Origin of the sequence: Xanthomonas sp. BRIP62415 (assembly GCF_003993515.1) — a bacterium.
Lineage (GTDB): Bacteria > Pseudomonadota > Gammaproteobacteria > Xanthomonadales > Xanthomonadaceae > Xanthomonas > Xanthomonas euroxanthea.
This window is the reverse complement of record NZ_QEZH01000028.1, coordinates 193,257-219,888: the sequence shown is the minus strand read 5'-3', so window position 1 is coordinate 219,888 and position 26,632 is coordinate 193,257. Positions and strand designations below refer to the sequence as shown.

Sequence of the window (26,632 nt, the reverse complement as noted above, 5' to 3'; positions counted from 1 at the left end):
GAGGGGCGTCACGCGGGGGATGCCGCCTCTAGGGTGGCGGCGACGCGTCCATCTTCCTTGATGCCAGGCACGCGACGCGAACGTCATACCTTCGAGCGCGCTGCCTGACTTGTTCAGTATGGCGCACGGTCGGAAACCAGGGCATCGGGACATTCCCGACATCGCGCAGGACATACCGGCGATACGGCATGGGCAATAGCGCTGGCGGCCGGTCGCCAGCCGTGCACGCAACCGGCGGTTGCAAGGCACGCCCGGCGACGCGTTGGACACACCAGTCGTCCCGCCGTTTCACGCACGCAGCGATGTGCGGCATCAACGCCCATCGGTGGACGCAGCAGATAGACGCAGCAGATACCTGACCCACCGGGATCGGCGATTGCAGGCCGAGGTCGATGCCGCTGCGCAAGTGCTGATCCAGCACCATGATCGGATAAAGTAGCGCGATGACACTCGAACTGAAGCCCGGCGGTCTGCTGATCGCGATCGAAGGCATCGACGGCGCCGGCAAGACCACCCTCGCCCGCAGCCTGGCCACCACGCTGGAAGCGGCCGGCGCGCGCGTGGTGCTGAGCAAGGAGCCGACCAACGGCCCCTGGGGCACCAAGCTGCGCCAGTCCGCCGCCACCGGCCGCCTGCGCGCGGACGAAGAAGCCGAGTTGCTGATCCGCGACCGCCACGAGCACGTGGACACCCTGATCGCACCGGCGCTGGCACGCGGCGACATCGTGATCCTGGACCGGTATTTCCCCTCGATGGTCGCCTACCAGGGCGCTGCCGGCCTGCCGCTGGACGATCTGCTGGAACGCAACGCCTTCGCGCCGCGCCCGGACGTGCTGCTGCTGCTCGACCTGCCCCCGCCCACCGGGCTGGCGCGTATCCGCGCCCGCGGCGATGCGCCCAATCACTTTGAGACCCAGGACAACCTGGAACGCTGCCGCAGCATCTTTGCGCAGCTGCAGCTGCCGGGCAAGCACGTCGTGGACGCCAGTGCCGATGCGGACAGCGTGCTCCGCCAGGCCCACGCCATCGTCGTCGCCGCACTGGCCGACCGCCTGCGCAGCGAGGCCGCCGACGCCGACAAGGCCACGCTGGAGCTGCTGTCGGCCGGTCGCCCGGCCTGAGGTGCTGCGCGAACCACGCGCAGGCAACCGCAACCGCGCAGTGATTGGCGGGCTGCGTGCAGGGATCTGTTCTCGACCGGTCGAACCCGCGAAGACGCGCTCCGGAGCGCTGACGGGCAGCCAGCACCGAGCTACATGCACAGATTGCGGGAGAGCACGAAGGACCTTCGTGGTGCCGGCACCCGGATTCGAACTGGGGACCTACCGCTTACAAGGCGGTTGCTCTACCAACTGAGCTATGCCGGCAAAGGCCAAGCGCGTTGCGCGCCGGTGCGCATTCTAGCGCAGCGTGGTGCAATCTAGCGACCGCTGACGCGTTGCGCCTGCGGTGCCCTGCAATGTCCCGATTGCGGCCGTGCTGCGCACATCGATCCACCAGCGCGATTGCCCGTTGCCGCTGGGCAGCAGCTGCGCCGGAAATCCCGCGCCGACCAGGCTGGCCTGACGTCGCTCGGCACGTTCGCGGCTCTGGTACTGGCCCAGCGCGATGCTGGTGTCCTCACCCTGGGCAATCACGTAATAGTCGCCGATGCCGGCCGCAGCAATACGTTTGACCAACGCCTGCGCCGCCGCACGGTCGCCGACATTGGGCAGCATCACCCGGAACGTACTGACCCCGGCGTCCTTGTCCTCGCGCACGCGGGTGCGCGTGGCCTGGCCACGCAAGCGTGCCAGCGCGGCATCGGCCTCGGCGCGCGCCGCATACGGCCCCAGGCTGGCACAGCGCTCCGGCGCAGCGGCCGGAGCGGGCACCGCCGGCGAAGCGTTGATCGGCGCTGCCGCGGCACGCTCGGCCGGCGACGGAGCGGGCTTGGCCGGTGCTGGTGATGGCGCCTGTGCCGCTGACTGCGACGTGGCGGCCACCTTCGCCGCTGCCGCAGCTGTCGAGGAAGCCGCTGCCGCTGGTGCGGTCGTCAATGTCTCAGGCGATGCCGGTGCCGGTGCCGGTGCCGGCGCATCCGATGGTGCGGTCGGCGCAGCGCCCGACGCTGCCGCTGCGGTGCCTGCCTCGCCTGACACCGCAGCCGCCGCGGCTGTCGCCGTGCTCGGCAGTACTTCCAGGCGCGCCACACCTGCCGGCTGCGGCGGTGCAGCCACGGCTGCCGGTGCCGGCTGCAACGCCCACCACAACGCCACACCGGCATTGAGGACGATCAGAACAACGATGAGTGCGCGCACATACATGCCAAGGATTCTAAGCGGGGGCGGTCACAACGCACGAGTGCTCGTCGACCCGCCGCCAAGGGCAGGGCTCGTGGGCGCAATGCACCGGCGCGGCCGGCCGGTTCCGTCTGCCGGCCGCACCCGCTGCGAGGCCGTGCGATCGCGCGGCTCGCGCGTTCAAGCTGCCGACGCAGCCCTGGCCCAGGTCGCCAGCCCGTCCAGCACCAGCGCCGCGCGGAAGCTGGCATCGGGCAACAGCGGCAGCAACGGCGGCGCACCGCCCCCGTGCACCAGCAGCCGCACCGGCACGCCCAGGCTGCGTTGGGCGTGCTGCAGGCTGCGTTCGATCAACGCCACCGCGGCGCCATCGCAGCCGGAGGTCAATGCGTCGTCGGTGTCGTCGGCCAGCTCGACATAGGCCCCGCCGCTGGCCGGCAACTGCACTGCGCGCGCATGCAGCGCTTCGCGCATCGTGGTCGGCGAGGCAGCGATCCGCCCGCCGTGGTGCTGTCCGTCGGCGCCCAGTACATCGATGGTCAGCGCGGTGCCCACGCCGGCCACCAGCACCGGTGCGTCGCCGCGTGCGCCCAGCAGCGCGAGGAAGCGGTCCACCCCGAAACGGCCCGGGTCTGCGTAGGCGATGCGGATGCCGGCGCATTCGGCCACGGTCCGCACGATGCGCACCTGTTCGAAGCGCTCGCGCAGGCAGCCCAGCATGCGCTGCGTCAATGCCGGCGCGGCCACGCTGGCCACGTGCGCAATGCGCCCGGTGGGCAATGCGGCCAATGCGGCCGCATCCATCGCCTCGGCACCGTGCGGCCAGGCCTGCACATCGCCTGCGCGGTCGCCCTGCAGCGGTGCGTACTTGAACCGCGAATTTCCCAGGTCGAACAGCCACTCGCTCATGCAGGTCTCACGCTCACTTCTCCGGAGTGGAACAGCCGCACCGTCTCGCCCAGTTGCACCCGCAACGCGCCGTCGGCTGCCAGGCCAAGCGCAACACCGTGATGCCGGGTGCCGGCCTCTTCGACCTGCACCGCGCGGCCGCGCAAGACGTCCAGGGCCGCATAGCGGCCCAGGAACGGCGCCAGCCCCTGCGCTTCGAACAGCGCCAGCGTCGGCAGCAGCGCCGACACCACCGCCGCAACCACGGTCGCGCGCGACACCGCGCGGCCGGCCAGCGTATCCAGATCCACCCATGGTTGGTCGATCTCAACGGCGGCGGCGGCCGGCATATGCACGTTCAAACCCAGCCCGATCACCGCGCGCGCGTTGCCGGCCATTTCGCCGCCGCCTTCGATCAGCAGGCCGCCCAGCTTGCGCTCGCGCGCCAGCAGATCGTTGGGCCATTTCAGCCCGACATCGGCAAAGCCGCATTCACGCAAGGCCTCGGCCACCGCCACGCCCACGGCCAGGCTGAGCCCGGCCAACTGCCCCAGCCCACCGCTGAACCGGCGCGAGGCCGAGAGATAGATGTGTGCGCCCAGCGGCGAAGTCCATTGGCGTCCGCGCCGGCCACGCCCGCCGGTCTGCCGCTCGGCCAGCAGCACTGCCACGCCCTGCTCCGGCGCCGGACGCGCCAGCAAGCTGGTATTGGTGGATTCCAGCGTCCAGGCGACCTCCAGCGCAGCCAGGCCTGCCAGCGCATCGGCCGACAGCGCTGCACGAATGCGCGCCTCGTCCAGCAGGTCCAGCGGTGCCGCCAGGCGGTAGCCGTCCCCGGCCCGCCCTTCGATCTCGACCCCGGCCGCGCGCAGATGCTGGATCCGCTTCCATACCGCCGCACGGGTCAGCCCGGCGTCGCGCGCCAACGCATCGCCGGATAGCCGGCCGCTCGCAAGTTTGGCCAGCAAGGCGCGGTCATCCACGGCAAGGTTCCCAAATCGATCCGTGAAAGTATGCGCCAAGCGCTCCCACCCGCCCAGCCTGGCTTGCGTGAGGGAGTGAAAAGCACGTTATGATCGGCCACTCACGCCGCTTGCCCTGGATGTGGACGATGCGCCGAATCACGGTTTGCCTGCTGTTGTTGTTGGCTCCGCTTGCCGCACTGGCATCGGACCCGCTGACCGATGGCGATCATGAGAGTTGCGTCAGCAGCAACTCGGCGGCACGCGGCAGGACCCCCAACAGCGACCCGGCAGCCCCGGCACGCGCTCCGGCGCACAAGCCCGCGCCAGCCACCGGCGGCGGCGGCAGCGACGGCGACGGACTGTTCCCCCGCATGCGCACGATGCCGCGCTGGCATAGCTTCCTGCCGGGCATGTTCCGCTGATCCAGTGGTTGTTGCGCCGGCTGCGCCGGCCGCCGCTCGATATTCCCGATGCGTTGTGGGTTGCGGTCAGCCGCCGCTGCGCCTGGGTCGCTGCGCTCGACCCGCCCCGCCAGCAACGTCTGCGTGCATTGGCCGCGCAGTTCCTGCGGCAAAAGACCATTTCGCCGCTCGGCGGGCTGCAGCTGCAACCCCACGATCGCGTCTTGCTGGCTGCCAGCTGCTGCCTGCCGCTGCTGAACATCGGCGCGGCCGGCTGGCGTGGCTGGTCGCAACTGATCGTCTACCCGGACGCGTTCCGCGTGCAGCGCACGCATGTGGATGCGGCCGGGGTAATGCACGCCTGGGACGACACCCTGATCGGCGAGGCCTGGGAACAAGGCCCGCTGATCGTCAGCTGGGCCGACGTGCAGGCCGACCTGAACGACCCGCAGGCCGGCTTCAACGTGATCGTGCATGAGATGGCGCACAAGCTCGATGCACTCGATGGCGCCCTCGACGGCACTCCGCCGCTGCCGCGCGATGCGCAGCGCGCCTGGGCACGCGATTTTCAGCGCGCCTTCGATACATTCTGCCAATGCGTCGATGCGGGCCAAGACACCGAGATCGACCCGTATGCCGCCGAAGCACCGGACGAATTCTTTGCAGTGGTGAGCGAATACCACTTCTCCGCGCCACAGCTGCTGGCGCGCGTCATGCCGGATGTCGCTGCGCAGCTGACGCGGTTTTACGGGCCTTCCCCGTTTGCATCTTCAGCGCAGCGCTGAGGGTGTGACATCGCAGCAAGCACCGGGATGGCCTGATGCGATGCTGTCGCGCGTGTCGGCCGCTGGTGTTACCCACCGCGCCAATGCGCGATGCCGCACGGGTCCGCACGCAGACCGATCGCCCGCATCAACGCACTCCCACGCAGTCACACCAGCCCAAGATCGCGCGGCCTGGCCCCGGGAAACACCCGGTCCAGCTGCGCAGGCGACAATCCCCACAACCGGCTCAACACACCGCCGAACAGGCTGCGGTAATTGGTGAGCACCGGATAATCGCGGTTCTGCAGCAGCTGTGCCTGCGCAACGGCGACCTGCTCGCCCGCGATCCGGCCGCCACGCACGCTGCCGCCCAGTACCCAGTACGTGGTGCCATGCCCATGATCGGTGCCCTTGCTGCCGTTCTCGCGGAAGGTGCGGCCGAACTCGGACAGCACCACCACCACGGTGTCCTTCCATGCCGGCCCCAGGGCCTGGGCGTACGCGGCCAGCCCTTCGCCCAGATTGCGCAGATTGTTGGCCAGGCCACCTTCGACACTGCCCTGATTGGCGTGCGTGTCCCAACCGCCGACATCGACAAATCCCAGCCGATAACGCTCTCGCATCAGGCTCGCCATGCGCCGGGTTTCGTCGGCGAAGCTGCGCGCGCTGGCGGCGCCGCGACCGGCCTGCTCCATCTCTTCGCGCAGCTGCGCGGTGACCTGCTGACGCAGCGCCAGACCTTCGCGCGCGGCCGCTGCCAGCGGCGTTGCGTCGTACATCTGCGACAGGATCTGCGCCTGTCGCGCATCCACACCGCCCTTGCCGATGCCCCGCAACGACACGTTGGGCAGGTCGCCGCCACCCTGGAAGGTCAGCGGCAGCGAATCGGTGAAGGCAATCGCCGGCACTCCGCTGAGCACGCCCGACAGGCGCGCCATGAAGCCGGAACGATAATCGCGGCGCTGCGTGCCGGCCTGCCCGGATTCGATGTCGTCCTGGGTTTCGAAGTGACTGCGCGACAGATCGTCGGTGCCGGCAAACGGCACGAACGCCAGCTGCTGGCGTTGCCATAGCGGCAGCAGCGCATCGCGCATCACCGGGTTGAGCCCCCATTGCGTATCCAGCGCAATGGCACTGTCCGGATTGGCCGCATCCGGCCGCGCAATCGCCAGGGTCGGACGCGCCTGATAATAGAAATCGCTGGCATGCGGCACCAGCAGGTTGTTGCTGTCATAGCCGCCACGCAGGAACACCACCAGCATGCGTGCACTGTCGCGTGGTGCAGCAAACAGGCGACCGCTCCAGGGCAGGCTGGCGGCCGCTGCGGAGGCGAGCAGAAATCGACGTCGTTGCATGGCGCACTCCCGTGGCGGTGATCGCTGGTCGGTTGTTGATCAGCGGGTATTGCATCGGCGGCCGTTGAATCGGCGCCCCTTGAATCAGCGATAGTTGAAGTCCGGCGATGACAGCAGGAATCCGTTCCATTCCGCAGGCGAACGCGCCTGGTCCAGCGCCTCACGCGTGCTGCTGGAAAGCGACGGCGCAACCCAGCGATACGATGGGCGCGTGTCGATCCGCGTCAGCGCCGGAAGTGGCGTGTCGTTATCGCCATCGAAGCGAAACAATTGCCTGGGTCCGCCACCCAACGCACGCGCCACCTCGAAGCGGCGTGCCAGCTGCCCGGAGCTGGTCCACGCCTGCGATTGCAGCGACCACCCATCGGGAGTGATGCGCCCGAACACCGGCTCGCCGAGTTGCTGCACCCAGCTCACCATCGGCGCGGCATTGACCACCGGCTGGCCCTCGTACGCCAGCCGCATCGCCGAGACCACAAACCGATTCGGATCCTTGAACTTGCGCGGTTGCGCCTGCGCAAACTCCGCTGAATCCAGCAGGGTCTGCATGACCTTGGCGATATCGCCATCGCTGCGCTGAAAGGTGTTTGCCATGCGCTCGACCAACGCGGCCGGTGGCGTGTCGCTGACAAAGTACTCGGCCAGGCGCTGCGAAATGAAATGGGCGCATGCCGGCTGCCGCACCAGCAACTGCACCGCACGCGCGATCTCATCCAGGCCGCCGGCGGCGATGCGCTGCCCCAGCAAGGTCTTGTCGCCAGGTTGATGACGCGCAGGATTGAATTCGAACAGCCCCTTGCGCACCACCTGCGGCTGCCCCGGCGCGGTAGCGGCCATCGGCGGAGCGCCCTCGGCCCTGACCGGCACCAGGCCGGCACCGGTAAGAATCAGCGCCAGCTGCTGCACATCCTGCTGGCTGTAGCCGCCATGCACGCCCAGCGTGTGCAGCTCCATCAGTTCGCGTGCGTAATTTTCGTTGACCTTGCCCTTGGCGTTCTTGGCGTTGTCCAGATACTCCAGCATCGCCGGGCTTTCCAGCGTGCCCATCACCAGGTCGGCGAACTTGCCGGTGGCGTGTGGGCGGATCGCGTTTTCCATGTAATCGGCCGCCATCCATTTCACGCGCCCCTTGTCGGCGTACACGCTGAAATGATTGAGCCAGAACCACACCAGCTGCTCATGCACCTGCTCCGGCGCATACACCGCACGCAGCAGCTGCGCCTGACGCGCCTGGGTCAGCATCTGCCCGCCACGCGCCTGCCACGCCTTGCGCAATGCCGTCTTTTCGTCGCCATCGGGCATGTCTTGCAGGCGGATCTTGTCGGCCTCGTACTGCGTCAGCAAGGCTAGCAAGGGCGTGTGCAATGCATCGAATTGCTGCAGTTGGGCACGGATCGGCGCTGGCAGTGCCGCATCGTCGCCGGCCTGCAATAGCAACCTGCCGTAGCGTTTGGGCCCGAGCCGCTGCAGTTGCGCTGCGCTGTCGGCATCCACGCCGTAGGTCGCACGCTGCAGCCAGCGCGTCTGCGCCGGCGTCAGTGCTGAATTGGCAGCACTGCACGACATCGCCAAAGCGCAGCCCGCCAACAGCCATGCCAGCTGCCATCGGTGATGGCGGGGCGCGCCTGCTGGACGTGCGCTCAGCCAGCGCGTCTGTGCATTGCGCTCGAACATGCAGCTCTCCATCGCAACGGCCTGAAACGGGCCCAGTATGGTCAAGCCAACGCGCGGGGCGTTAAACGGTTGTCGGAGTGCGCTGCAGCGTTGACCACGGGTTCATTCCGCACCCCATGCCGGTCACAGCCCCGGCGGAAGGGTCACGTCGAAGCGTGCACCGCCCAGTTCCTGCGAGCGCACCACCTGCAGTTCGCCGCGGTAGGCCTTGATCAGGTCCTGCACGATCGACATGCCGATGCCGTGGCCTTGCACGCGCTCGTCGCCGCGCACGCCACGCTGCAGGATCTTGGCCACGTCTTCCGGCGCGATGCCGGGGCCGTCGTCTTCCACCGACAGGATCAAGCCGGCGCGACGGCTGCCGGTGGTGGGACCGGGCTGGGCGGTCAGCAGCACGCGACTGCGCGCCCACTTGAAGCCGTTTTCCAGCAGGTTGCCCAGCAGTTCCTGCAGGTCGCCCGGCTCGCCATGAAAGCGCGCGTCGGGCGAAATATCGAACTCGCACAACACGCCCTTGACCGAATAGACCTTCTCCAGTCCGCGCACGATTTCTTCGGCGGTCGACTCGATCGGCAGCGGTGCGGCGAACAGCTTGTGCCCGCTGGAGGCCGCGCGAGCGAGCTGGTAGGACACCAGATCGTTCATGCGGCGCAACTGCACATCCATTTCCTCGTGCAGATCGCGCTCGGATTGGCCGCTATCGAGCTGGGTGCGCAACACCGCGATCGGCGTCTTGAGGCTGTGTGCCAGATCGGCCAGCGTGTTGCGCTGGCGGTCCAGATTGTCGCGCTCGCTCTCGATGAAGGCGTTGATGCTTTCGGTCAGCGGCTCCAGTTCGCGCGGATGCTGCTCGCTCATGCGCTGGATCTCGCCGCGCTGCACCTTGGTCAACTCGTTGATGACCCGCCGCAGCGGACGCAGGCTCCATTGCAGGATGAAGGCCTGCAGCACCAGCAGCACCACGCCGGCACTGCCGAGATAGAACCACACCGCGCCACGGAACACGCGCAGCTGCGCACCCATCGAGCGCGCGTCTTCCATCACGTAGATGGTGTACGGAATCTCCCCGCCGTGTTCGCGCTCGACGTAACTCACGCCCAGGCCGTAGCGGTACAACTGGCCCACGCTGCCGTCGATCTGGGTCATCTCCAGCGGGCCGATGAATTCTTCCTGGCGCGGCTCGAGCATGCGCCCGTGCGGAATGTTCGGGCCCTCGGCCGACATCGAGGTCCAGCTTTCGTCCGGGCGCACGACTTCCACGTACAGCCCGCCGCCGGGCACATCGAAACGCGGGTCTGGCGGCTGCCCGCCGATATACAGCGAGCCGTCGCGGACGAAATCGATATTGGCCGCGTACGCAGAGGCGTAGTTCTTCAGCCGCTCGCGCAGGTTTTTCTCGGCGGTATCGGCAAACGCCACGTCCAGCGCATACCCCGCCAGGGCCAGGAAGGCCACCAGACTGAGGCTGGCAGCCAGCAGCTGGCGGGCCTGCAGGGAGCGCGGCCGCCAGCGTCTATACCATTTGGAGCGGCCCGGCACCTGATCTTCCTGCTTGCCGATGCGCGGACTCAGCCTTCGGTACGCGGAATGGCGAAACGGTAGCCGCGACCGCGTACGGTCTCGATCGGCTTGAGCTCACCATCGGGATCGAGCTTCTTGCGCAGGCGGCCGATGAACACTTCCAGCACGTTCGAATCGCGATCGAAATCCTGCTGGTAGATGTGCTCGGTCAGATCGGCCTTGGAGACCAGTTCGCCGGCATGCATCATCAGGTACTCGAGCACCTTGTACTCGTAGCTGGTCAGGTCCACGTTGGCGCCATTGACGCTGACCGTCTGCGCTGCCAGATCCAGGGCAACCGGGCCGCATTCCAGGGTCGGCTTGCTCCAGCCTGCGGCGCGCCGCAGCAGCGCATTGACGCGCGCCAGCAACTCTTCCACATGGAATGGCTTGACCAGGTAATCGTCGGCGCCCTGCTTGAGGCCTTCGACCTTGTCCTGCCAGCTCGAACGCGCGGTCAGGATCAGCACCGGGAATTTCTTGCCCTCGTCGCGCAGCGCCTTGATCAACTCCATCCCGGACATCTTGGGCAGGCCAAGGTCGATGATGCCGACATCGAACGGGACTTCGCGGCCCATATACAGGCCTTCTTCGCCGTCTTGTGCAGCGTCGACAGCAAAGCCTTCACGCTTCAGGCGCGCGGCAAGGGTCTCGCGCAGCGGAGCTTCGTCTTCGACCAAAAGGATACGCATGCACTCTCCCTAGTTACGTTGTCGGCCAATGGCCGGGGAATTTATGAGACTGAACGCAGAACTATCTACGTTTAGTGGTTATCGTCGCGTGGTGGCGCATCCGGCTGAGCCTGGCTGCGCGGCGGCGTGGCCTGCATCTGCTCCGACTCGTACACGGTATGCACGCGGCCATCCTTCATGTACTTGATCCGGTTGAGATTGCCCCCGTCGAACGGCACGCGCTCGGCACTGAGGATCTGTCCACCGGTGGACCGCTGCACCTGCCGGATGGTGTCCGAGAGCGTGCGTCCATTGCCGCGCGCAGACGGCGGCAACGCCTCACGCCCCGCATGCGACATCGGATACGCCTGTCCCCATGCCAACGGCGCTGCCATGGCAACCCCAAGGGCAACCAGGACGACATAGCGGGCGCGGCAGGACGGCTGGGTCACAATGAATCCTAGCGGGTTGTTCAGGAACATTCAAAATTCGTGAAGACGGCCACCGGGCACCGCATGGTCGAACCCGAGAATAGACCCAAATTCTTGATTTTTCGGGGTGAATCCCATCTGAACTTTTTAGCTTTGTGTTAACGCGGTTCAGCGAAATGAATCCATTCGACTGCCATAGGGCGGTTCAGCGCCGGATTTCGCAGTCGCGCCTGACCGGCGGCATCCCGCTACATGCCAGACATCCGTATGCCGGTTCAGCTAATGCAAGCTGCAAGCCAGTTCAGGCCACCACGCGCCAGCCCTGGGTGTCGGTGCGCTGCAAGGCCTGCTCGACCAGATCCCAACCCGCACCCGGCCGGTGTGCGCCCTCGCTCAGGACCTGCCGGAACGCGCGTCCGCCCGGCTGGCCATGGAACAGCCCCAGCACGTGCCGGGTCATATGCTTCAGCGCCAGGCCGCGTTCCAGCTGCGACTCGACGTAGGGCCGCAAGGCGCGCAGCAACGCATCGCGCGGCTGCTCCGCACGCTGGTTCAGGGCCGCATCCAGGCGATGCAGCACGTAGGGATCGTGGTAGGCGGCGCGGCCGAGCATGACGCCGTCGGCCTGGTGTAGATGCTCCAGGGCGGCCTCCACCGCCGCAATGCCGCCATTGAGCACCACCGGCAGCGCGGGGCACTCCTGCTTGAGGCGATAGGCCCAGTCGTAACGCAACGGCGGCACCTCGCGGTTTTCCTTGGGCGATAAGCCCTTGAGCCACGCGTTGCGGGCATGCACCACCACCATCGCCGCGCCGGCTGCGACCACCTGGTCGACGAAGCTGGCGAACACGGCGTAGTCGTCGTCATCGTCCACGCCGAGGCGGCATTTGACCGTGACCGGCAACATGGTCGCCGCACACATGGCGGCAACACAGTCGGCCACCAGGCCCGGCTCGCGCATCAGGCAGGCACCGAAGCGCCCGGCCTGCACCCGATCGGACGGGCAGCCGCAATTGAGGTTGATCTCGTCGTAGCCCCACTCCTGCGCGATCGCCGCGGCCTGCGCAAGCTGCGCCGGCTCGCTGCCGCCCAGTTGCAACGCCAGCGGATGTTCGACCGGATCGAAGCCGATCAGCCGCGTGCGATCTCCATGGATCACTGCATTGGCATGCACCATCTCGGTATACAGCCGCGCCGAGGGTGCCAGCAGGCGATGGAAGACCCGGCAATGGCGGTCGGTCCAGTCCATCATCGGGGCGACGGACAGGCGCAGGGAGGCGGCGTAGCGATCGGCGGAAGCGGTCATCGACATGTGGCCGCAACAGGCGGCCATCGGAATGCGGAGCAGGATCAACAGCTTACACGGGTGTCGATGAATCTGCCGCAGCGCGGCGCGGCATCCCGCACGGCTTACCTATCGGAGTCCTCTGCAGGATCATCGCTCACTGCACTCTGTGACTGCCCCATCTCGGCTGGCCGAATCCACGCAGGACGCAAGTTTATGACGTGCTGGCGGCGCGCGCTTCGGTGGCTGGCATCGGGCGACTTTCTGCGTCGGGAGGAGCGAACAACATCGCGCCGGCGCTGTTCTCGTTCCCGTCGCTTGCCCGGTGCAAGCGTCATCAGGCGGCTCAGGCGGCATCGCTGCAGGATGCGCGTGTCTGGCGGCGTTCGCCTGGACAGGGCGAACGCAGTGCATCATCGGTGACGCGCGAAGCTCATTGGTCCGGTGCAGCGGAGTTTCCTGCGCCTGGACCGCATCTGCAGTTACGGGTTGCGGAAGCCCACACGCTCTTCGGCGCTCAACGGCTTGCCGAGGGCGTGGTACGAAGCGACCAGAGTGATCAGGGCAGTGCCCAGCACGGTGTAGAAGCTCCACGACGTGGCCAGCACGTGTACCTGACCGAACACCAGGGCGACCACAGCAGTGGCGGTGCACAGCACCATGGCCAGCAGGGACATCAGGAAAGGGATGGAGGGATCGAGCTTCATGGTCCGGGGGGTTCCAGTGTGCGATAGCGGAAGCATCGGCGTTCGCAGCGCTTTCTTGAACTGTTTTTTGCGGTTTTCCCGAACAAATTTCAGGCAAGTCAGCGCGCACTCAGACTTCTGTCAAACCCTTGGCGCACAAGCATTTCCACGTCAGGAGACTCCTGACGCAGTGGCGGAAAAATCACCACTTCCGCCAGAGATCCAACGCGCCTGCGGCAGAAAACCGGCGGAGGCGGTGGCTGCACTTTTTGGCGGGTCGTGGAGGCAAATTGAGCAGGTCGGCGAGCCACTAGCCGCTCCGGGAGCGACGATTCGCTGCGCTCGGTGCACGATGGCTGACCTCCGAACCTGGCGGGGGCGATGGTTGCCCATCTCGGCAGGTGATGAAGGCAGATTGAGTAAGTCGAGGCGCGGCCAGCCGATCTCAGAGCGAGGATGCGGTGCGCTCGGTGCGCAACGGCTGCCCCCGAACCACGTCGGTGGTCATAGCCGAGCGGGCGTCGCCGGTACGCACCGGTAGATGGAGTGCTGCTGCGAGGCCGCCGAGGCTCCGTGTATCGAGGTGCAGGACTCAGGCGATGCCGATCAGCGGCTCATCCGACGGCCACCGGGACGGATCTGCCGTCGCAACCACGTACAGCGCGTCGAAGATGCCTGAGCGCGAGGCGTGTAACCCGCTCGGATGGGGCCTACAGGCGGCTGGCCGGTTGATAACGGTGCGGCACGCTGCAGCACATATCACCGATGGCTCTCGTCGGCATCGGTGGCCGGACTAACACCGGCATAGGCCGAGTGGCGCCGGTACGAGGTTACTGACGCCTTACGCGTCACACATGCCAGGCGCGCCACGCATGAGTGGCGCGCTCAGCGCGCCGGGGTCGTCGCGAACTCGCCGCGTTGCAGCCTGGTCACATCGTTGCCCTGCCCATCCTTGAGGCTGAGGTCCGCGCCCTTGGCGGCCAGCTCCTTGAGTACATCGGTCCGCTGGAACAGCGCTGCGTACATCGCCGCGGTCTGCCCGGCATTGTTGCGCTGGTCGGGAGCACAGTCGGCCTGCATCAGGCGCTTGGCGATGCCCAGCTCGCCCTTGAAGATCGCGCCCATCAGCGCAGTGTTGCCGCGCTTGTCCTGCGCGCAGGGGTCGGCGCCGGCGCTGAGCAGCTGCTCCACCGCCGGGCGCTGGCCGTGATAGGCCGCCAGGATCAGGGCGGTGTAGCCCTTCTCGTCGCGGGTGTTGAGGTCGTAGTGCGAGCGGATGAACTCGGCAAGCATGTCCTGCCGCCCTTCGCGTGCGGCGTCGAAGAAATACTCGCGCAACTGCAGCTTGATCTGCGCCGGGTCGGCGGCGGCAGTCGTGGCGCTGGTGGAGGCAGCTGTGGGCGAGGCAGCGTTGGCAGCCGCAGACAGGGTGCCAAGCATCAGAAACAGCAAGGTGCGCATATGGCTCTCCCGATAGCGAAACGGCACCGCGGCACAGGCCGCGATGCCGTGGGCGGATCAGTCCTGCAGGCTGGAAGCCAGCTGCTTGACCCGGGCCAGGTCGCCCTTGGCGACACGGGTCACGCCGGTGCCGTACTCGGGGTCGGCCTTGTACAGGAACGACAGCAGGATGTGCTTGCTCTCGGTATCGGTGTTGGCCAGCGACTCGCCGAAACTCTGCACCAGATCGGCGCGATCCTTCTTGCTGTAGGACCGATACAACTCACCGGCCTGCTTGAAGTTCTGCTCGCGGGTGATCTTGGCCTGCTGGGTGGTACCCGACAGCGGCAGTTCGCTATAGCGCGCAGCAGTGTCCTGCGGACGCGGTTCCAGGCGGCTCGGCTCGTAGTTCACGCCACTGGTGGTGTGGCCGTGATTGGCCTCGCCATCCTGGTTGCCGTTGTTGACCGCCACACGCGGACGATTCACCGGCAGGCTCAAACCATTGGTGCCGACGCGATACAGCTGGGTATCGGCGTAGGAGAAGATACGGCCCTGCAGCAAACGATCTTCGGACGGCTCGATGCCCGGCACCAGGTTGGCCGGCGCCATCGCGACCTGCTCGGTTTCCTGGAAGAAGTTGTCGACGTTCTTGTTCAACACCATCTGGCCGACCTTCTGCTCCGGCACGTCCGGCCAAATCTTGGTGGCATCCAGCGGATCGAAATCGAACTTGGCCAGGTCTTCCGGCTTGAGCACCTGCACGTACAGGTCCCACTTCGGGTAGTCGCCCTTCTTGATCGCACCGACCAGGTCGTTGGTCAGGTGGCTGTAGTCCTTGGCCTGGACGGCGGCAACCTGCTTGGGATCGAGGTTCTTGATGCCCTGCAGCGTCTTCCAGTGGAACTTGACGTAGTGCACTTCACCCTGGGCATTGACCAGCTTGTAGGCATGCACACCGTTGCCATCCATGAAGCGATAGCCGGCCGGGGTGCCTTCGTTGGAATACAGCAGCGTCAGCGTGCGGGTGCTTTCGGGCACGTGCGAGAAGAAATCGAAACGGCGCGAGTCGTCGTCCAGGTTGGTGCGCGGGTCCGGCTTGAAGGCATGGACCATGTCGGGGAACTTGATCGCATCGCGGATGAAGAAGGTGGGGAAGTTGTTGCCGACCAGATCCCAGTTGCCTTCGCTGGTGTAGAACTTGGTGGCAAAGCCGTGCGGGTCGCGCAACGTTTCCGGCGAGTGATTGCCGTGCACCACCGAGGAGAAGCGCACGAACACCGGGGTCTTTTCGCCGGCACCGAATACCTTGGCCTTGGTCAGGCTGGACAGATCGGCGGTAGCGGTGAACTCGCCTTTGACGCCGGTGCCGCGTGCATGCACCACGCGCTCGGGGATGCGCTCGCGATCGAAGCGCTGCAGCTTCTGGATCAGCTGCACATCCTGCAGCAGGGTCGGGCCATTGGCTCCGGCGGTCTGCGAGTTCTGGTTGTCACCGACCTTGGCGCCATTGTCGCGGGTCAGGACGGATTGGGCGAAGACCGGCGGGGCGATCAACGTGGGGGCTAGCAGGGCTAGCACCATGAGGGATCCAGGGCGCATGGCGTCAGCTCGTTTGAGGGAGCTGAATGATGGCCAGCGGACCGAAGCGTGAGAAGTCGTTAGTTATGATCGCTGCGATAGGCGAACATGATGATGACTACAGAGCGTGATATGCATCGCGTAACAAAGCGGCGGTACGTTGAAGATCATGCCGCTTATGCCGCGGATGCGGTGACCAGGCCTGATTCACAGCGGCGCACGCAGTGCGTTGGTGGCTGTAAGAATACTGCAGTGCAGAAGATCGGCAGGCTCACGAACCAGCAGCAGCATGCGGTGAAAATACGCACAGGGCCGGGTGTCATCGCCAGCGAAAACCAAGGCACCCGTACATCGCGACGTCTTTTTGACCCAGGCATGCACGCGCCCCATGCGTTGACAAGCAGCGCAGCCATCGCATCGCACTTGGCGATCTCCGCAAGGTTCAAAGACCGCCAGAACCGCCCTGTTCGTCAGGCAAACCGACCTCTGCCCGTCTGCGTGCCAGCTGCGCCGGATCCTCCAGCTCGAACAGGCTGCCGTCCGCCTTGCGCTGGGTACCGTAGCGCTGCGGCTTGCCCGACATGATCAGATTACGATCCACGAACAATGCCATGTCCGCGGTGCTGTAAGACCCGCGCGCCACTGCAACCTCGATGCTCTTCAGGAAGCCATCGCGAAATGTGCGGTCAGTGGAGTGCTGCGCGACCAGGAAACCAGCATGCGCCCCGTCTTCGCCAACCGACGCGACATCGGGGAAGCCGAATTTCTCGATCAATGCAGACAGCGCAGCCTGGTTTTCCCGTTGCGACGCAACCAGACGCATTGCCATGTCTTTCGCTGCGCCTTGGTTGGCCTGTAGCTGTTGCGCCGTGAAAGCACCACGAATCTGCTCGCGGATCTTCTGATCTGCATCGGCCAGTGCCAGCAGCTGTTCGCGGTAAGAGGCGTTCATGCCTGGACCACCTTGCTGCAAATTGCGATCGACTCCGGCAATCGCCCATCCCGCAGTCGTCAGCTGCCATAGCAGTACACCGAGCATCACTGTCTTCATCCGCAATCCTCCCGGATCTGAAAAGGTCACGACATCGCGTCGATAAAGCACGGCAGGGAAAGATACCGCTGCCATCGACATGCCACGCGCATTGACGGGCACGGTCATGCACCGCAAACGCGTGACAGCGGCACTCTGCGAGACGGACGGTTCATCCTCCGTGCAGGACTGGCGCAGGCTTGGCGCCGCTAGCCGATCACCCGCTTGAACGGCGGCAGCGCGTCGATGATGCGTTTGCCGTAGCGGCGCGTCAGCAGGCGCGAGTCGAGGATGATCACGCGGCCGTGGTCGCTGGAGCTGCGGATCAAGCGGCCTGCAAACTGCGTGAGCGTGCGCAGCGCGTGCGGGATGGCGATCAGGTTGAAGGCATTGTGGCCGCGGCTTTCCAGCCATTCGCTCAAGGTCGAGGTCTGCGGGTCGGTCGGCACTGCGAACGGTACCTGGGTAATGACCACAGTGGTGCAGGCATCGCCGGGCAGGTCCAGGCCTTCGCCGAAGGAGTTCAGGCCAAACAGCACCGAGCCTTCGCCGGCGGCGATGCGGCGCAGGTGTTCGGTGATCAGTTGCGACTTGTTGCCCTCGCCCTGCACCAGTACGCGGTTGCGCTGCGCCAGCGGCATCAGGTCGGCGACCTTTTCCATCTTCCAGCGCGAGGTGAACAGCACGATGCTGCCCTTGGACGTCCAGTCGAGTTCGCGCACCAGGTAACGTGCGACTTCCTTCGGGTGGCCTTCGCGGTCGTCGGGAGTGACCGGGAAATTGGGCACGATCAACTCGGCTTGGTTGGGCAGGTCGAACGGTGAGGCCAACGAAGCCATCTCGGCGTGATCGGGCAGGCCGTTGTCGATGGCAAACGATTGGAAATCGCCGCCACCGGTCAAGGTGGCCGAGGTCATCACCACCGAATCCACTTCGTTCCAGATCATCGTGCGCAGCACCTGCGCGGCCGACACCGGCGAGCAATGGCAGATCAGATCGCCATCGCGCGACAGGGTGATCCAGCGGGCCATCGGCGGCTGGCCTTCCTTGTCCTCGCGCCGCCAGCCGCTCCACAGATTGTGTTGCTGCTCGGCCATCTCCAGGGCCAGGCCGAGGCTGCGCTGCAGGCGTTCGCGCGCCGCATCGTCCTGCTTGCCCTTGGCGATCGCACTGTGTGCGGCATGCACCCAGTTGAACAGCGCGCGGGTTTCTTCGCCGAGTTCTTCGATGGCCGGGCCCCACTGCGGCGGCAGCTTGCCGTTGGCCGCACGCCACAGGGGATCGCGCTCGCCGGGCTCGGGCTTCCACACGCGTTCGACCTCGGCATGGAAGGCCTTGAGCAGCTTGGACACGCGCGCGGCCACCTCGATGGCCTCGTTGGGCAGCAGGTTGCCGAGCTTGTCCTTGTCCACGGCGCGGTAGGCGGCGGCGATGAGGATCTGCAACCGGCCGGTGCGCTTGGCCATCTCGTCCAATGGCAGGTTGGCCGCGCCCTGGTCGATCGCCACGCCGGCGATGTGGTGGCCTTCGTCGAGCACCAGCAGCATGTCGGCGGGCGGGGCGATCAAGGGCTGGCCATTCTCGGCATCGCCCAGCGACAGCGACGACAGCAGCAGTGCATGGTTGGTGACCACGATCTGCGCTTCGCGCACGTCGGTGCGCGCCTTCAGCACCGGGCATTGCGCGGCGTAGCTGCAGCGGCGGCCGGCACAGCCGGAGGCCGGCGTGGTGATGCGCAGCCGCAGCGGTACCGAGACCTGTTCGGGCGCATCGTCCAGATCGCCGTTCCAGCTGCGCTCGGCGTAGGCCTTGGCCAGGCGCTTGGCCAGATCCGCGTCGGCCGGGCTGAGCGGGCGGTCGTAGAGCACCTGCTCGTCGTCGAACATGCCTTCCTGGCTGGTTTCGCCCTGCAGCTCGGCGGCGTTGCGCGTGCACAGGTAGCGGGTGCGGCCCTTGGCCAGCGCAACCGTGGCTTCCAGGCCGGTGGCCTTGAGGAAGGCCGGGATGTCGCGCTCCACCAGCTGCGATTGCAGCGCCACGGTGCCGGTGCTGATGACCAGCTTTTTCTTGGTGGCCAGCGCGATCGGCACGCCGGCGGTGAGATAGCCCAGGCTCTTGCCGACGCCGGTAGGCGCCTCGGCAATGCCGATGCCACCGGAGGTGGCCAGCGCGCGCGAGACCAGGCCGATCATCTGGCTCTGCGCCCGCCGGGTGGCGAAGCCGGGCGTGTTGGCCTGCAGCTTGGCGTAAGCCTCGCGGATGCCGGCCTTGATCGGGTCGGTCAGCACACGCTGGGTGGGAACGGGCGCCGACGGCGCGGCCGGTGGGGCAACTTCATTCATCGGGCTATTTTCGCACGGACCGGCGCAGCGCCTGCGACCGGCACGGCGCTCGGCTGAACGTGTTTGCTGGCGCAGGGCGCCGCCGCCACCCTGTTCCCGGGTGCGCACGCTGCACGGCCACCGCATGCCTCGGATCCGATCAGCGCCGGCAGGCACTGGCCACAAGTCCTGACCCGAAGGGTCGCGCAATGGATGCCGACCGAATCACCCTGCGCCACCTGCAACGAGCAGGCAGCGTCGCTTCAGGTTGTCAGTGGCCTTGCGGCCGCCGCGGCCATGCATGGCGCGCCCAGACCAGTCCGATGACCACCATTGCGATGCCCATCAGCAACATGCCGGCGCCCACGCCAGTGGGCCCGAAGCGTTCGTACAGCAGACCGCCGCGATTGACCGCGGCCAGCGCCTGCGGATGCAGCAGCGTCCACCCGCCCTGCCCGGCGCTGACCAGCCCGACCACCACCAGCGCGATGGCTTTGAGCGGAATCATGGGCGCGGGCCGGTGGCGGGCGGCATCCGTTGCAGGCTGCCTGCCAGCGTCCACACCAGCACGCCGATGCCCACGCCTTGCACCGCCATCAGCACGAAGTGGGCGATGCTGACCACCGTGCTGATCTGACGCACATTGCCTTGCTGCAGCAGCAGCATCGGAATCGCCTGGAAGGCAACCTCGGCAAACAGGCAGCCCAGCAGTAGCCAGAGCGCGGCCAGCCCGGCACGCCGCAACGGGCTTTGCGAGGCACGCCACAGCAGAACCAGCCCGAGCAGCAGCGCGATCAGCATCGGCACGCGCGACAGCAGGCTGGTGACCAGGGTCAGCAGGATATCGGTGGCGGTGACGCTGCCCACCTCAGTCGGCACTGACCAGGAGGGCCTCGCGCGCGCGCAGCGCGGCGTACACCGGGTCGGTGTCCGGGCGCACGCCATGCCACAGCGCGAAACTCTCGGCGGCCTGCTCCACCAGCATGCCCAGGCCATCGACGGCGTAGCGGCATTGCGCTGCACGTGCCCAGGCCAGGAAGGCGATAGCGGTGGCGCCGTAGTTGAGATCGACCGCTGCGGTGAGGCTGTTGACCAGACCCAGCGGCATGGCGAACGCACCGGCGTCGCGATCACGCCCGGCTGCGGTGGCATTGACGATCAGTTCGAAGTCGCCCAGGTCGCGCAGGTCTTCGATATAGCGCGAGACCACCCGCCCCGGTTCGCCAAGCGCATCGCACAAGGCATCGGCGCGCTCGGGCGAGCGGTTCACCACCACCATTTCGGTGATGCCCGCTTCCAGCAGCGCCGGCGCCACGCCGCGCGCGGCACCGCCGGCGCCCAGCAGCAGCACACGGCGACCGCGCAGATCCAGCCCGTGGCGGTCGGTGAGATCGCGCACCAGGCCGGCGCCATCGGTGTTGTCGCCCTCCCAGCGGCCGTCGTTGCGCACCAGCGTATTGACCGCACCGGCCAGACGCGCACGCTCGCTCAGGCTGGCCGATAACGCACAGGCGGCCTCCTTCAGCGGCAGGGTCACGTTTGCACCCTTGCCGCCTTCGTCGGCGAAGCGCTCCAGCGCGGCAGCGAATGCTTCCGGCGCTGCGTCGATGGCGGTGTAGTCCAGCGCGATGCCGGTCTGCTTCCCGAAGTCGGCGTGGATGGCCGGCGACAGCGAATGGGCGACGGGGTGACCGAACACGGCATAACGGGATACGGGCATGAAACGCTCTCTGGTTGACTAGACTGTGCGCGACTTGAGACAGGAACACCGCATGCAACTTCGATGGACGCTGCTCGCGCTGGCGGCAAGTTTACTCTGCGTCCCGGCCGCTTCGGGGCTTGCCGAATTCGGCATCGAAGGCATGGGTGTGGTCTCCACGCCGGCCAACGAGGCGCGCGCCACGCTGAGTCCGGACGGGCAACGCATCGTCTGGGCCAGCGACCGCGCCGGCGGTACCGGCGGCTGGGATCTGTGGCAGGCCCGGTTGAGCGGCGGGCGTTGGCAGAACGCCGAAGTGCTGCCGATCAACACCGAGCAGCACGAGACCTCCCCGCTGTTCAGTGCCGATGGCCGCTGGCTGCTGTTTGCCTCCACCCGGCCCGGCGGTACCGGCGGCGCGGACCTGTATCGCGCGCCGGTGGATGCGCAGGGCCGGATCGGCGCGGTGCAATCGCTTGGCGCGCCGATCAACAGCCGCAGCGACGAGCGTTCCCCGACGCTGTCGCTGGACGCCACGCGTCTGGTGTTCGCCAGCGACGGCCACGGCGGCGCCGGCGGCATGGACCTGTTCATGGCGCGCTGGGACGGGCAGGCCTTTGCGGCGCCGGTGCCGTTGAGCGACATCAACAGCGCTGCCGACGAGCTGGATGCGGCCTGGCTCGGCGATGGACGGGGGCTGGTATGGGCACGCGGTCAACGGGATGGCCCCAGCCAGTTGGTGCTGGCGACCTGCAACAACGGCCATTACACCGTGGGCCAGGCGCTGCCGCTGTCGTTCAACGGGCCGCAGGAACGCACCTTCGGTGCGGTGGTGGACGCGGCCAAGCCGGGCGAGTTGCTGGTGACCGGCAGCGCGCGCGCACCGCGTGCGGGGCAGCTGGACATCTACCGGATGAAGGCACCGGCGGCGGAGGGAGATACGAGCTGCCGTTGAGGTGGCTGGATGTGCAGATTCAGGCAAGGAGCGGCCAGCCAGACTATGTCGCGTCGGTCTATGGCGAAGTGCTGATCCGGGCCCTTGGTGCAGGGCGGCTGATCAGCGATAGAACGTCTCGCCCGGTGCGTTTTCACTGCCCGTCTGTTGATCTGAGACCTGGCTGCAGGGCAGCTGAGCTGCTCGGCTGCTGAGCTGCGGCTTTGCCGAGGGGCCCTTGCCCGCCCACCATCGCGGGACACGCCGTGAATCCATCCATGGAGGCTCTTACGCGGCATCCATGCCGCGTAAGGTCCCGCGACGGTGGGCGGGCAAGGACCAGTCGAGATGGCCGGTGTGCATGGTAAGAGCGGTGCTGGATGCGCCTCGTTCGATCATGAAGCATTGGCTCCCTGTCTATGCACGCCGCACGACAGACAACCTTTGAGATGAGCGCCGACCAACTCGCTGGTGCGGTGTCCTCGCCGGTTCCGGGACCGTGTGGCGGCGTGGATGCCGCCACCGAGCCCCGAGGGACGGGTTTACGGCGTGTCCCGCAAGTGGTGAGGGCACCGCGCACTCGATTAGCCAGGCTTTTGACCGCATCCAACAAAAGCGGCCGATTAACCCTCCGGATGCACTGCGATTCCTATACGCCGTTCGCACCTGATTGATGCGCGCTCGCTATGGTTTGTCGGCACTCCAACGCCGCAATGCGGCGGTCATGACCTCGCTCAATAGACATCGCGCCGGTAACGCCCCGCCGCGGTCAGCGACTCCAGCCGCGTCTCGCCCAGCAGTTCGCGCAGCGCGGCATCGACCTCACGCGCCATGCTGTCCAGGCTGCCGCAGACATGGATCACCGCACCGCGATCGATCCAGTGGCGCAAGGTGTCGCCGGCTTCGCGCAAGTGATGCTGCACGTAGCGCTTGTGCGCCTGGTCGCGCGAGAACACCTGATCGAGTTGCTGCAGGTGACCACGCGCCTGCCAGGCCTGCAGTTCGTCGGCGAACAGAGCATCGTGTGCGGCCTGCCGTTCGCCGAACAGCAGCCAGTGCCCGTGCACGCCGGCCAGCTCGGCCTCGCGCAGCAGGGCGCGCAAGCCGGCGATACCGGTGCCGTTGCCGATCAACACCATCGGCGCCTGTTCGACGCGATGGAAACCGGGATTGGTGCGCAGCCGCGCGCGTATGTGCATTCCGATGGGTGCGTGGCAGATCAGCCAGCCCGAGCCCAGGCCGGGGCTGCCGTCGGCGGCTGTGGTCAGGCGCACCACCGCGCTCGCCATGCCGTCGGCCGGCACGCTGGCCAGCGAGTAGTCGCGGGTCGGCAGCCAGGCGCAGGCATCCAGCCAGGTCTGTGGATCCGGATGCGGCGTTGGCGGGCGCGTGGGCGGCTCCGGCAGCACGCGCTCGGCAACGGCCTGCTGCAGCGGCAGCAGCTGCGCATCGACATGCACCAGCGCGTCTGGCGGCAGCCCCCAAGCGGCCAGGCACGCGCGGACGTGGGTGTAGGCATGCGCCGGCTGCACTTCGAGAATGTCGCCGGCCTGCCACTGCGTGCCGGATGGTGGCAGCAGATCGATCTGCCAGATCGGGGCGCCCTCGCTGCCCGGGTTCAGATGCGTGCGCGTCGACAACGTCCACTGCAGCAGGGTCGGGCGCGCCAGCGGCACGGCCGCCACCGGCGCGCCGGCAATCTGCGCCAATTGCGCATGCCATTGCGCCAGGGCCTGCGGATCGGTGTTGTCCATCTCCACCGCCGGAAACAGCGGCTGCGCGCCCTGCGCCTGCAGCCACTGCTCGATGCGCCGCGAAAACCCGCAGAACTGCGCGTACTGGCGGTCGCCCAGGGCCAGCACGGCATAGGTCAGCTGCGACAGCGTCATGCGCTGGCGCAACAGCTCGCGCTCGAAGCTGCGCGCGGTATCGGGCGGCTCGCCATCGCCAAAGGTGCTGACCACGAACAAGGCATGCCGGGTGCCCTGCAGATGCTGCGCGCCGAGCTGTGCCAGCGAGCGCACCTGCACCGGCAGACCGGCGGCCTGCAGATGCCCGGCCGCCTGCCAGGCCAGCCGTTCGGCAAACCCGCTCTGGCTGGCGAACCCGATCAACCAGGGCTCGGCTTGCGAGGCCGCCGGCGCACCGTGCAGGACCTCGCGCGCGGCACGCAGCGCGCGCTTCTTGCGGCGGCGATCCAGATACAGCATCCAGCCGGTCACGAAGAATACCGACATGCCGACACTGGCCAGCATCACCACGATGCGGCCCGGCAGCCCGAAGAAACTGCCCGAATGCAGCGGGAACATGCTGACCAGCAGCTGTTGGCCACGCGGCAGCAGCGCATAGTCCTGGCGACGCAGCAACGCGCCGCTGCCTGGCTCGATTTCCAGATTGTCGTAGGCGCGGTCGTGGTCGGGATGGTCGGGCAGGAAGCGCACGCTCAGCGGTTGACCCGCACGCGGCGGGATGCGCAGGTCCAATGCCGTGCTGTGCGTGGCCGGAATGGCATCCAGGGTGCGCTGCACGGCCGCGAAATTCACCGTGGCCGGGCGATGATCGCGCCCGTCGCCGCGTATCGCCGGCTCGGTGCCGAGCAAGGCCACCATGCCGTCGCGGTACCACGGGTAGGACCAGGTCAGCCCGGTCAGCGCCACCAGCAGATACACCAGCAGGCACCAGGTGCCGAACACCGCGTGCAGGCTCCACAGAAAACTGCGCCCCTGCCGTCGCCATTCCACCGCCCACCAGGTGCGCAGGCTCCACCAGCGTCGCGGCCAACGCAGATACAGGCCGGAGGCGCAGAAGAACAACAGGATCAGGGTACTTGCACCGGTCACTGCCTGGCCGCGCTTGCCGGCGGCCAGGTGGCGATGCAGATCCTCGATGAAGGCAAACGCGCCGCTCAACCGCGGAGCGGCGACCTTGTCGCCGGTATATGGGTCGAAATACACCCGCCCGCCCCCCTTGCCGGCCAGGCGCGCGGTGGACGGACGCTTGCCGGTCGGATCGATCAGCATGCGCGTGACTGCCTGCCGTTGATCCAGGTCGAGCCGACGCAGCAGCACATCCACCGGCAATGGCCGCTCGCCTGCCGCATGCCGCTGCGCCAGCTGTGCGATCGCCGGGTTGGCCAACCGCACGATCTCGTTCTCGAAGGACATCAACGCGCCGGTCAGTCCCATCACCGACAGCACCAGCCCAGCCGTGATGCCGAGCAGCCAGTGCAGTTGGAACAGGACGGTCTTGAGCACGCGCGAACAGCCTGAAACAGTGGGGTCCGCTATTGTAGATGAGAATCGTTATCGCAGTTTGGCTGCGGATTTTCGGGATTCACGCCACTGACGCAACGCGATGCGGCATGGGGATCACCCGATCATTGCCGCATTGCCGGTATCCGCTGGTCCTCTGAAATCAGCCTGGCCAAGGCTGCCTGCGCTGCACGATCCTCGCTCATCCAGGTGCCTGCTGCGCTCTGCACGAAGCCCAGGCCGCGGAAGACCGCGGCCTGCGGAGTCAGTGCGTCTTCATCGCATCAAGCCAGACCTGCAAGCAGCGATTCCTTGCCTGCACGCCGTCACGCCACCGCATCACCGCACTCAGCCTTCCCGCAACCAACGTGCCACCTGGGGGGCGAAGTAGGTCAGCACGCCATCGGCACCGGCGCGCTTGAACGCCATCAGCGCTTCCAGCACGCAACGACGTTCGTCCAGCCAGCCATTGGCGGCCGCCGCCTTGAGCATCGCGTACTCGCCGCTGACCTGATAGGCGAAGGTGGGCACGCGGAATTCCTGCTTCACCCGCCGCACCACATCCAGATACGGCATGCCCGGCTTGACCATCACCATGTCGGCGCCCTCTTCCAGGTCCAGCGCGATCTCGCGCATCGCCTCGTCGCTGTTGGCCGGATCCATCTGATAGGTGGTCTTGTCGGCCTTGCCAAGATTGCCGGCGCTGCCGACCGCATCGCGGAACGGACCGTAGAACGCCGAGGCGTACTTGGCCGAGTAGGCCATGATGCGCACGTTGAGATGGTCCTGCGCATCCAGCGCGCGGCGGATCGCACCGATGCGGCCATCCATCATGTCCGAGGGCGAGATGATGTCCACACCGGCTTCGGCATGCGACAGCGATTGCCTGACCAGCGCCTCGACGGTGATCTCGTTGAGCACATAGCCCTTGGCGTCGATGAGGCCGTCCTGGCCGTGCGTGGTGTACGGGTCCAGCGCCACGTCGGTCATGATGCCGAGTTCGGGAAAGCGCGCTTTCAGCGCGCGTACCGCACGCTGTGCCAGGCCGTCCGGATTCCAGGCCTCGGCCGCGTCCAGGCTCTTGCCGGCCGGGTCGATCACCGGGAACAGGTCGATCACCGGAATGCCCAGTTCCAGGGCCGCTTCGGCTTCGCGCAGCAAGTCGTCCAGCGACAGACGCTCCACGCCCGGCATCGAGGCGATCGGCGCACGGCCGGACAATTCATGCACGAACACCGGCCAGATCAGGTCGTCAGTGGTCAGCGTGTTTTCGCGCATCAGGCGCCGCGAAAACGCATCGTGGCGCATGCGGCGGGGACGGTAGTGGGGATGGGCCATCGTGGGCTCCTGTCGGCAGCCGGCAAGTTTACGCCCGCCATCCGCTGTCGGACGCGCTGCGACGCAGTGTCGCAGC

General features: G+C 66.8%; 23 protein-coding genes and 1 tRNA gene. 4 read left to right on the top strand and 20 right to left on the bottom strand.

Going from position 1 to position 26,632, the window contains the following annotated elements:
• Positions 1-443 precede the first annotated feature (443 nt).
• Positions 444-1,121: a dTMP kinase gene (tmk, locus tag EO141_RS13600; RefSeq protein ID WP_127169454.1), complete on the top strand. Its 678-nt coding sequence runs from the start codon at positions 444-446 to the stop codon at positions 1,119-1,121.
• 170 nt (positions 1,122-1,291) lie between these two features.
• On the opposite strand, the gene EO141_RS13595 is transcribed toward tmk, so the two are convergent.
• From EO141_RS13595 to birA, 4 genes are all read right to left on the bottom strand, one after another.
• Positions 1,292-1,367, bottom strand: a tRNA-Thr gene (locus EO141_RS13595).
• Positions 1,368-1,400: 33 nt separating this feature from the next.
• The gene (locus tag EO141_RS13590) at positions 1,401-2,306 is read right to left on the bottom strand and encodes an SPOR domain-containing protein (RefSeq protein ID WP_127169453.1); all 906 of its coding nucleotides are present in this window, start codon (positions 2,304-2,306) and stop codon (positions 1,401-1,403) included.
• Positions 2,307-2,462: 156 nt separating this feature from the next.
• Entirely contained in the window at positions 2,463-3,191 is a 729-nt protein-coding gene (locus EO141_RS13585; RefSeq protein WP_126942420.1) for a type III pantothenate kinase, read from the bottom strand.
• Entirely contained in the window at positions 3,188-4,192 is a 1,005-nt protein-coding gene (gene birA / locus EO141_RS13580; protein ID WP_343135054.1) for a bifunctional biotin--[acetyl-CoA-carboxylase] ligase/biotin operon repressor BirA, read from the bottom strand. Before birA ends, EO141_RS13585 begins: the two co-directional genes overlap by 4 nt.
• Positions 4,193-4,242: 50 nt before the next feature.
• Here birA and EO141_RS13575 point away from each other — a divergent pair, with 50 nt between their 5' ends.
• A complete protein-coding gene (locus tag EO141_RS13575) occupies positions 4,243-4,557 on the top strand; it encodes a hypothetical protein (protein WP_053046207.1) in 315 nt (104 codons plus the stop codon).
• A gap of 8 nt (positions 4,558-4,565) precedes the next feature.
• Positions 4,566-5,321 carry a M90 family metallopeptidase gene (locus tag EO141_RS13570; RefSeq protein WP_127169451.1) on the top strand — a complete coding sequence of 252 codons (756 nt, stop codon included), beginning with the start codon at positions 4,566-4,568 and terminating at the stop codon, positions 5,319-5,321.
• Positions 5,322-5,467: 146 nt separating this feature from the next.
• Here EO141_RS13570 and EO141_RS13565 read toward each other — a convergent pair whose 3' ends face one another.
• The 14 genes from EO141_RS13565 to aroE form a co-directional block, all read right to left on the bottom strand.
• Positions 5,468-6,655: a DUF1501 domain-containing protein gene (locus tag EO141_RS13565; protein ID WP_127169450.1), complete on the bottom strand. Its 1,188-nt coding sequence runs from the start codon at positions 6,653-6,655 to the stop codon at positions 5,468-5,470.
• Between the two features lie 84 nt (positions 6,656-6,739).
• Entirely contained in the window at positions 6,740-8,329 is a 1,590-nt protein-coding gene (locus EO141_RS13560; protein WP_206514803.1) for a DUF1800 domain-containing protein, read from the bottom strand.
• A 123-nt stretch (positions 8,330-8,452) separates the two neighbouring features.
• Complete coding sequence (locus EO141_RS13555; protein ID WP_024939071.1) at positions 8,453-9,823, bottom strand: ATP-binding protein; 1,371 nt, start codon at positions 9,821-9,823, stop codon at positions 8,453-8,455.
• Positions 9,824-9,897: 74 nt separating this feature from the next.
• Positions 9,898-10,581, bottom strand: coding sequence for a response regulator transcription factor (locus tag EO141_RS13550; RefSeq protein ID WP_002808458.1), 684 nt, complete (start codon positions 10,579-10,581; stop codon positions 9,898-9,900).
• A gap of 71 nt (positions 10,582-10,652) precedes the next feature.
• Positions 10,653-10,955: a hypothetical protein gene (locus tag EO141_RS13545; RefSeq protein WP_104584226.1), complete on the bottom strand. Its 303-nt coding sequence runs from the start codon at positions 10,953-10,955 to the stop codon at positions 10,653-10,655.
• Positions 10,956-11,292: 337 nt separating this feature from the next.
• A complete protein-coding gene (gene dusA / locus EO141_RS13540) occupies positions 11,293-12,297 on the bottom strand; it encodes a tRNA dihydrouridine(20/20a) synthase DusA (protein ID WP_127169449.1) in 1,005 nt (334 codons plus the stop codon).
• A 461-nt stretch (positions 12,298-12,758) separates the two neighbouring features.
• Positions 12,759-12,983, bottom strand: coding sequence for a hypothetical protein (locus EO141_RS13535; RefSeq protein WP_016902784.1), 225 nt, complete (start codon positions 12,981-12,983; stop codon positions 12,759-12,761).
• Positions 12,984-13,847: 864 nt separating this feature from the next.
• The gene (locus EO141_RS13530) at positions 13,848-14,423 is read right to left on the bottom strand and encodes an ankyrin repeat domain-containing protein (RefSeq protein WP_127169448.1); all 576 of its coding nucleotides are present in this window, start codon (positions 14,421-14,423) and stop codon (positions 13,848-13,850) included.
• A 57-nt stretch (positions 14,424-14,480) separates the two neighbouring features.
• Positions 14,481-15,986 carry a catalase KatB gene (gene katB, locus EO141_RS13525; RefSeq protein ID WP_206514807.1) on the bottom strand — a complete coding sequence of 502 codons (1,506 nt, stop codon included), beginning with the start codon at positions 15,984-15,986 and terminating at the stop codon, positions 14,481-14,483.
• 439 nt (positions 15,987-16,425) lie between these two features.
• Positions 16,426-17,034, bottom strand: a complete 609-nt coding sequence (locus EO141_RS13520; protein WP_104649929.1) for a DUF6624 domain-containing protein — start codon at positions 17,032-17,034, stop codon at positions 16,426-16,428.
• 188 nt (positions 17,035-17,222) lie between these two features.
• Positions 17,223-19,355 carry an ATP-dependent DNA helicase DinG gene (gene dinG / locus EO141_RS13515; RefSeq protein WP_115678023.1) on the bottom strand — a complete coding sequence of 711 codons (2,133 nt, stop codon included), beginning with the start codon at positions 19,353-19,355 and terminating at the stop codon, positions 17,223-17,225.
• Between the two features lie 250 nt (positions 19,356-19,605).
• Positions 19,606-19,842, bottom strand: coding sequence for a hypothetical protein (locus EO141_RS13510; RefSeq protein WP_104584214.1), 237 nt, complete (start codon positions 19,840-19,842; stop codon positions 19,606-19,608).
• Positions 19,839-20,213, bottom strand: a complete 375-nt coding sequence (locus EO141_RS13505; protein ID WP_181116597.1) for a hypothetical protein — start codon at positions 20,211-20,213, stop codon at positions 19,839-19,841. The genes EO141_RS13510 and EO141_RS13505 overlap by 4 nt, the downstream gene beginning before the upstream one ends.
• Entirely contained in the window at positions 20,203-21,054 is an 852-nt protein-coding gene (aroE, locus tag EO141_RS13500) for a shikimate dehydrogenase (protein WP_104584212.1), read from the bottom strand. Before aroE ends, EO141_RS13505 begins: the two co-directional genes overlap by 11 nt.
• A 52-nt stretch (positions 21,055-21,106) precedes the next feature.
• Here aroE and EO141_RS13495 point away from each other — a divergent pair, with 52 nt between their 5' ends.
• Positions 21,107-21,988 (top strand): PD40 domain-containing protein, encoded by an 882-nt coding sequence (locus tag EO141_RS13495; protein ID WP_127169446.1) that lies wholly within the window; start codon positions 21,107-21,109, stop codon positions 21,986-21,988.
• Positions 21,989-22,701: 713 nt separating this feature from the next.
• Here EO141_RS13495 and EO141_RS13490 read toward each other — a convergent pair.
• Both EO141_RS13490 and hemB read right to left on the bottom strand, forming a co-directional pair.
• Positions 22,702-25,221, bottom strand: a complete 2,520-nt coding sequence (locus EO141_RS13490; protein ID WP_127169445.1) for a sulfite reductase flavoprotein subunit alpha — start codon at positions 25,219-25,221, stop codon at positions 22,702-22,704.
• A 345-nt stretch (positions 25,222-25,566) separates the two neighbouring features.
• The gene (gene hemB, locus EO141_RS13485; RefSeq protein WP_104584204.1) at positions 25,567-26,556 is read right to left on the bottom strand and encodes a porphobilinogen synthase; all 990 of its coding nucleotides are present in this window, start codon (positions 26,554-26,556) and stop codon (positions 25,567-25,569) included.
• Positions 26,557-26,632 lie beyond the last annotated feature (76 nt).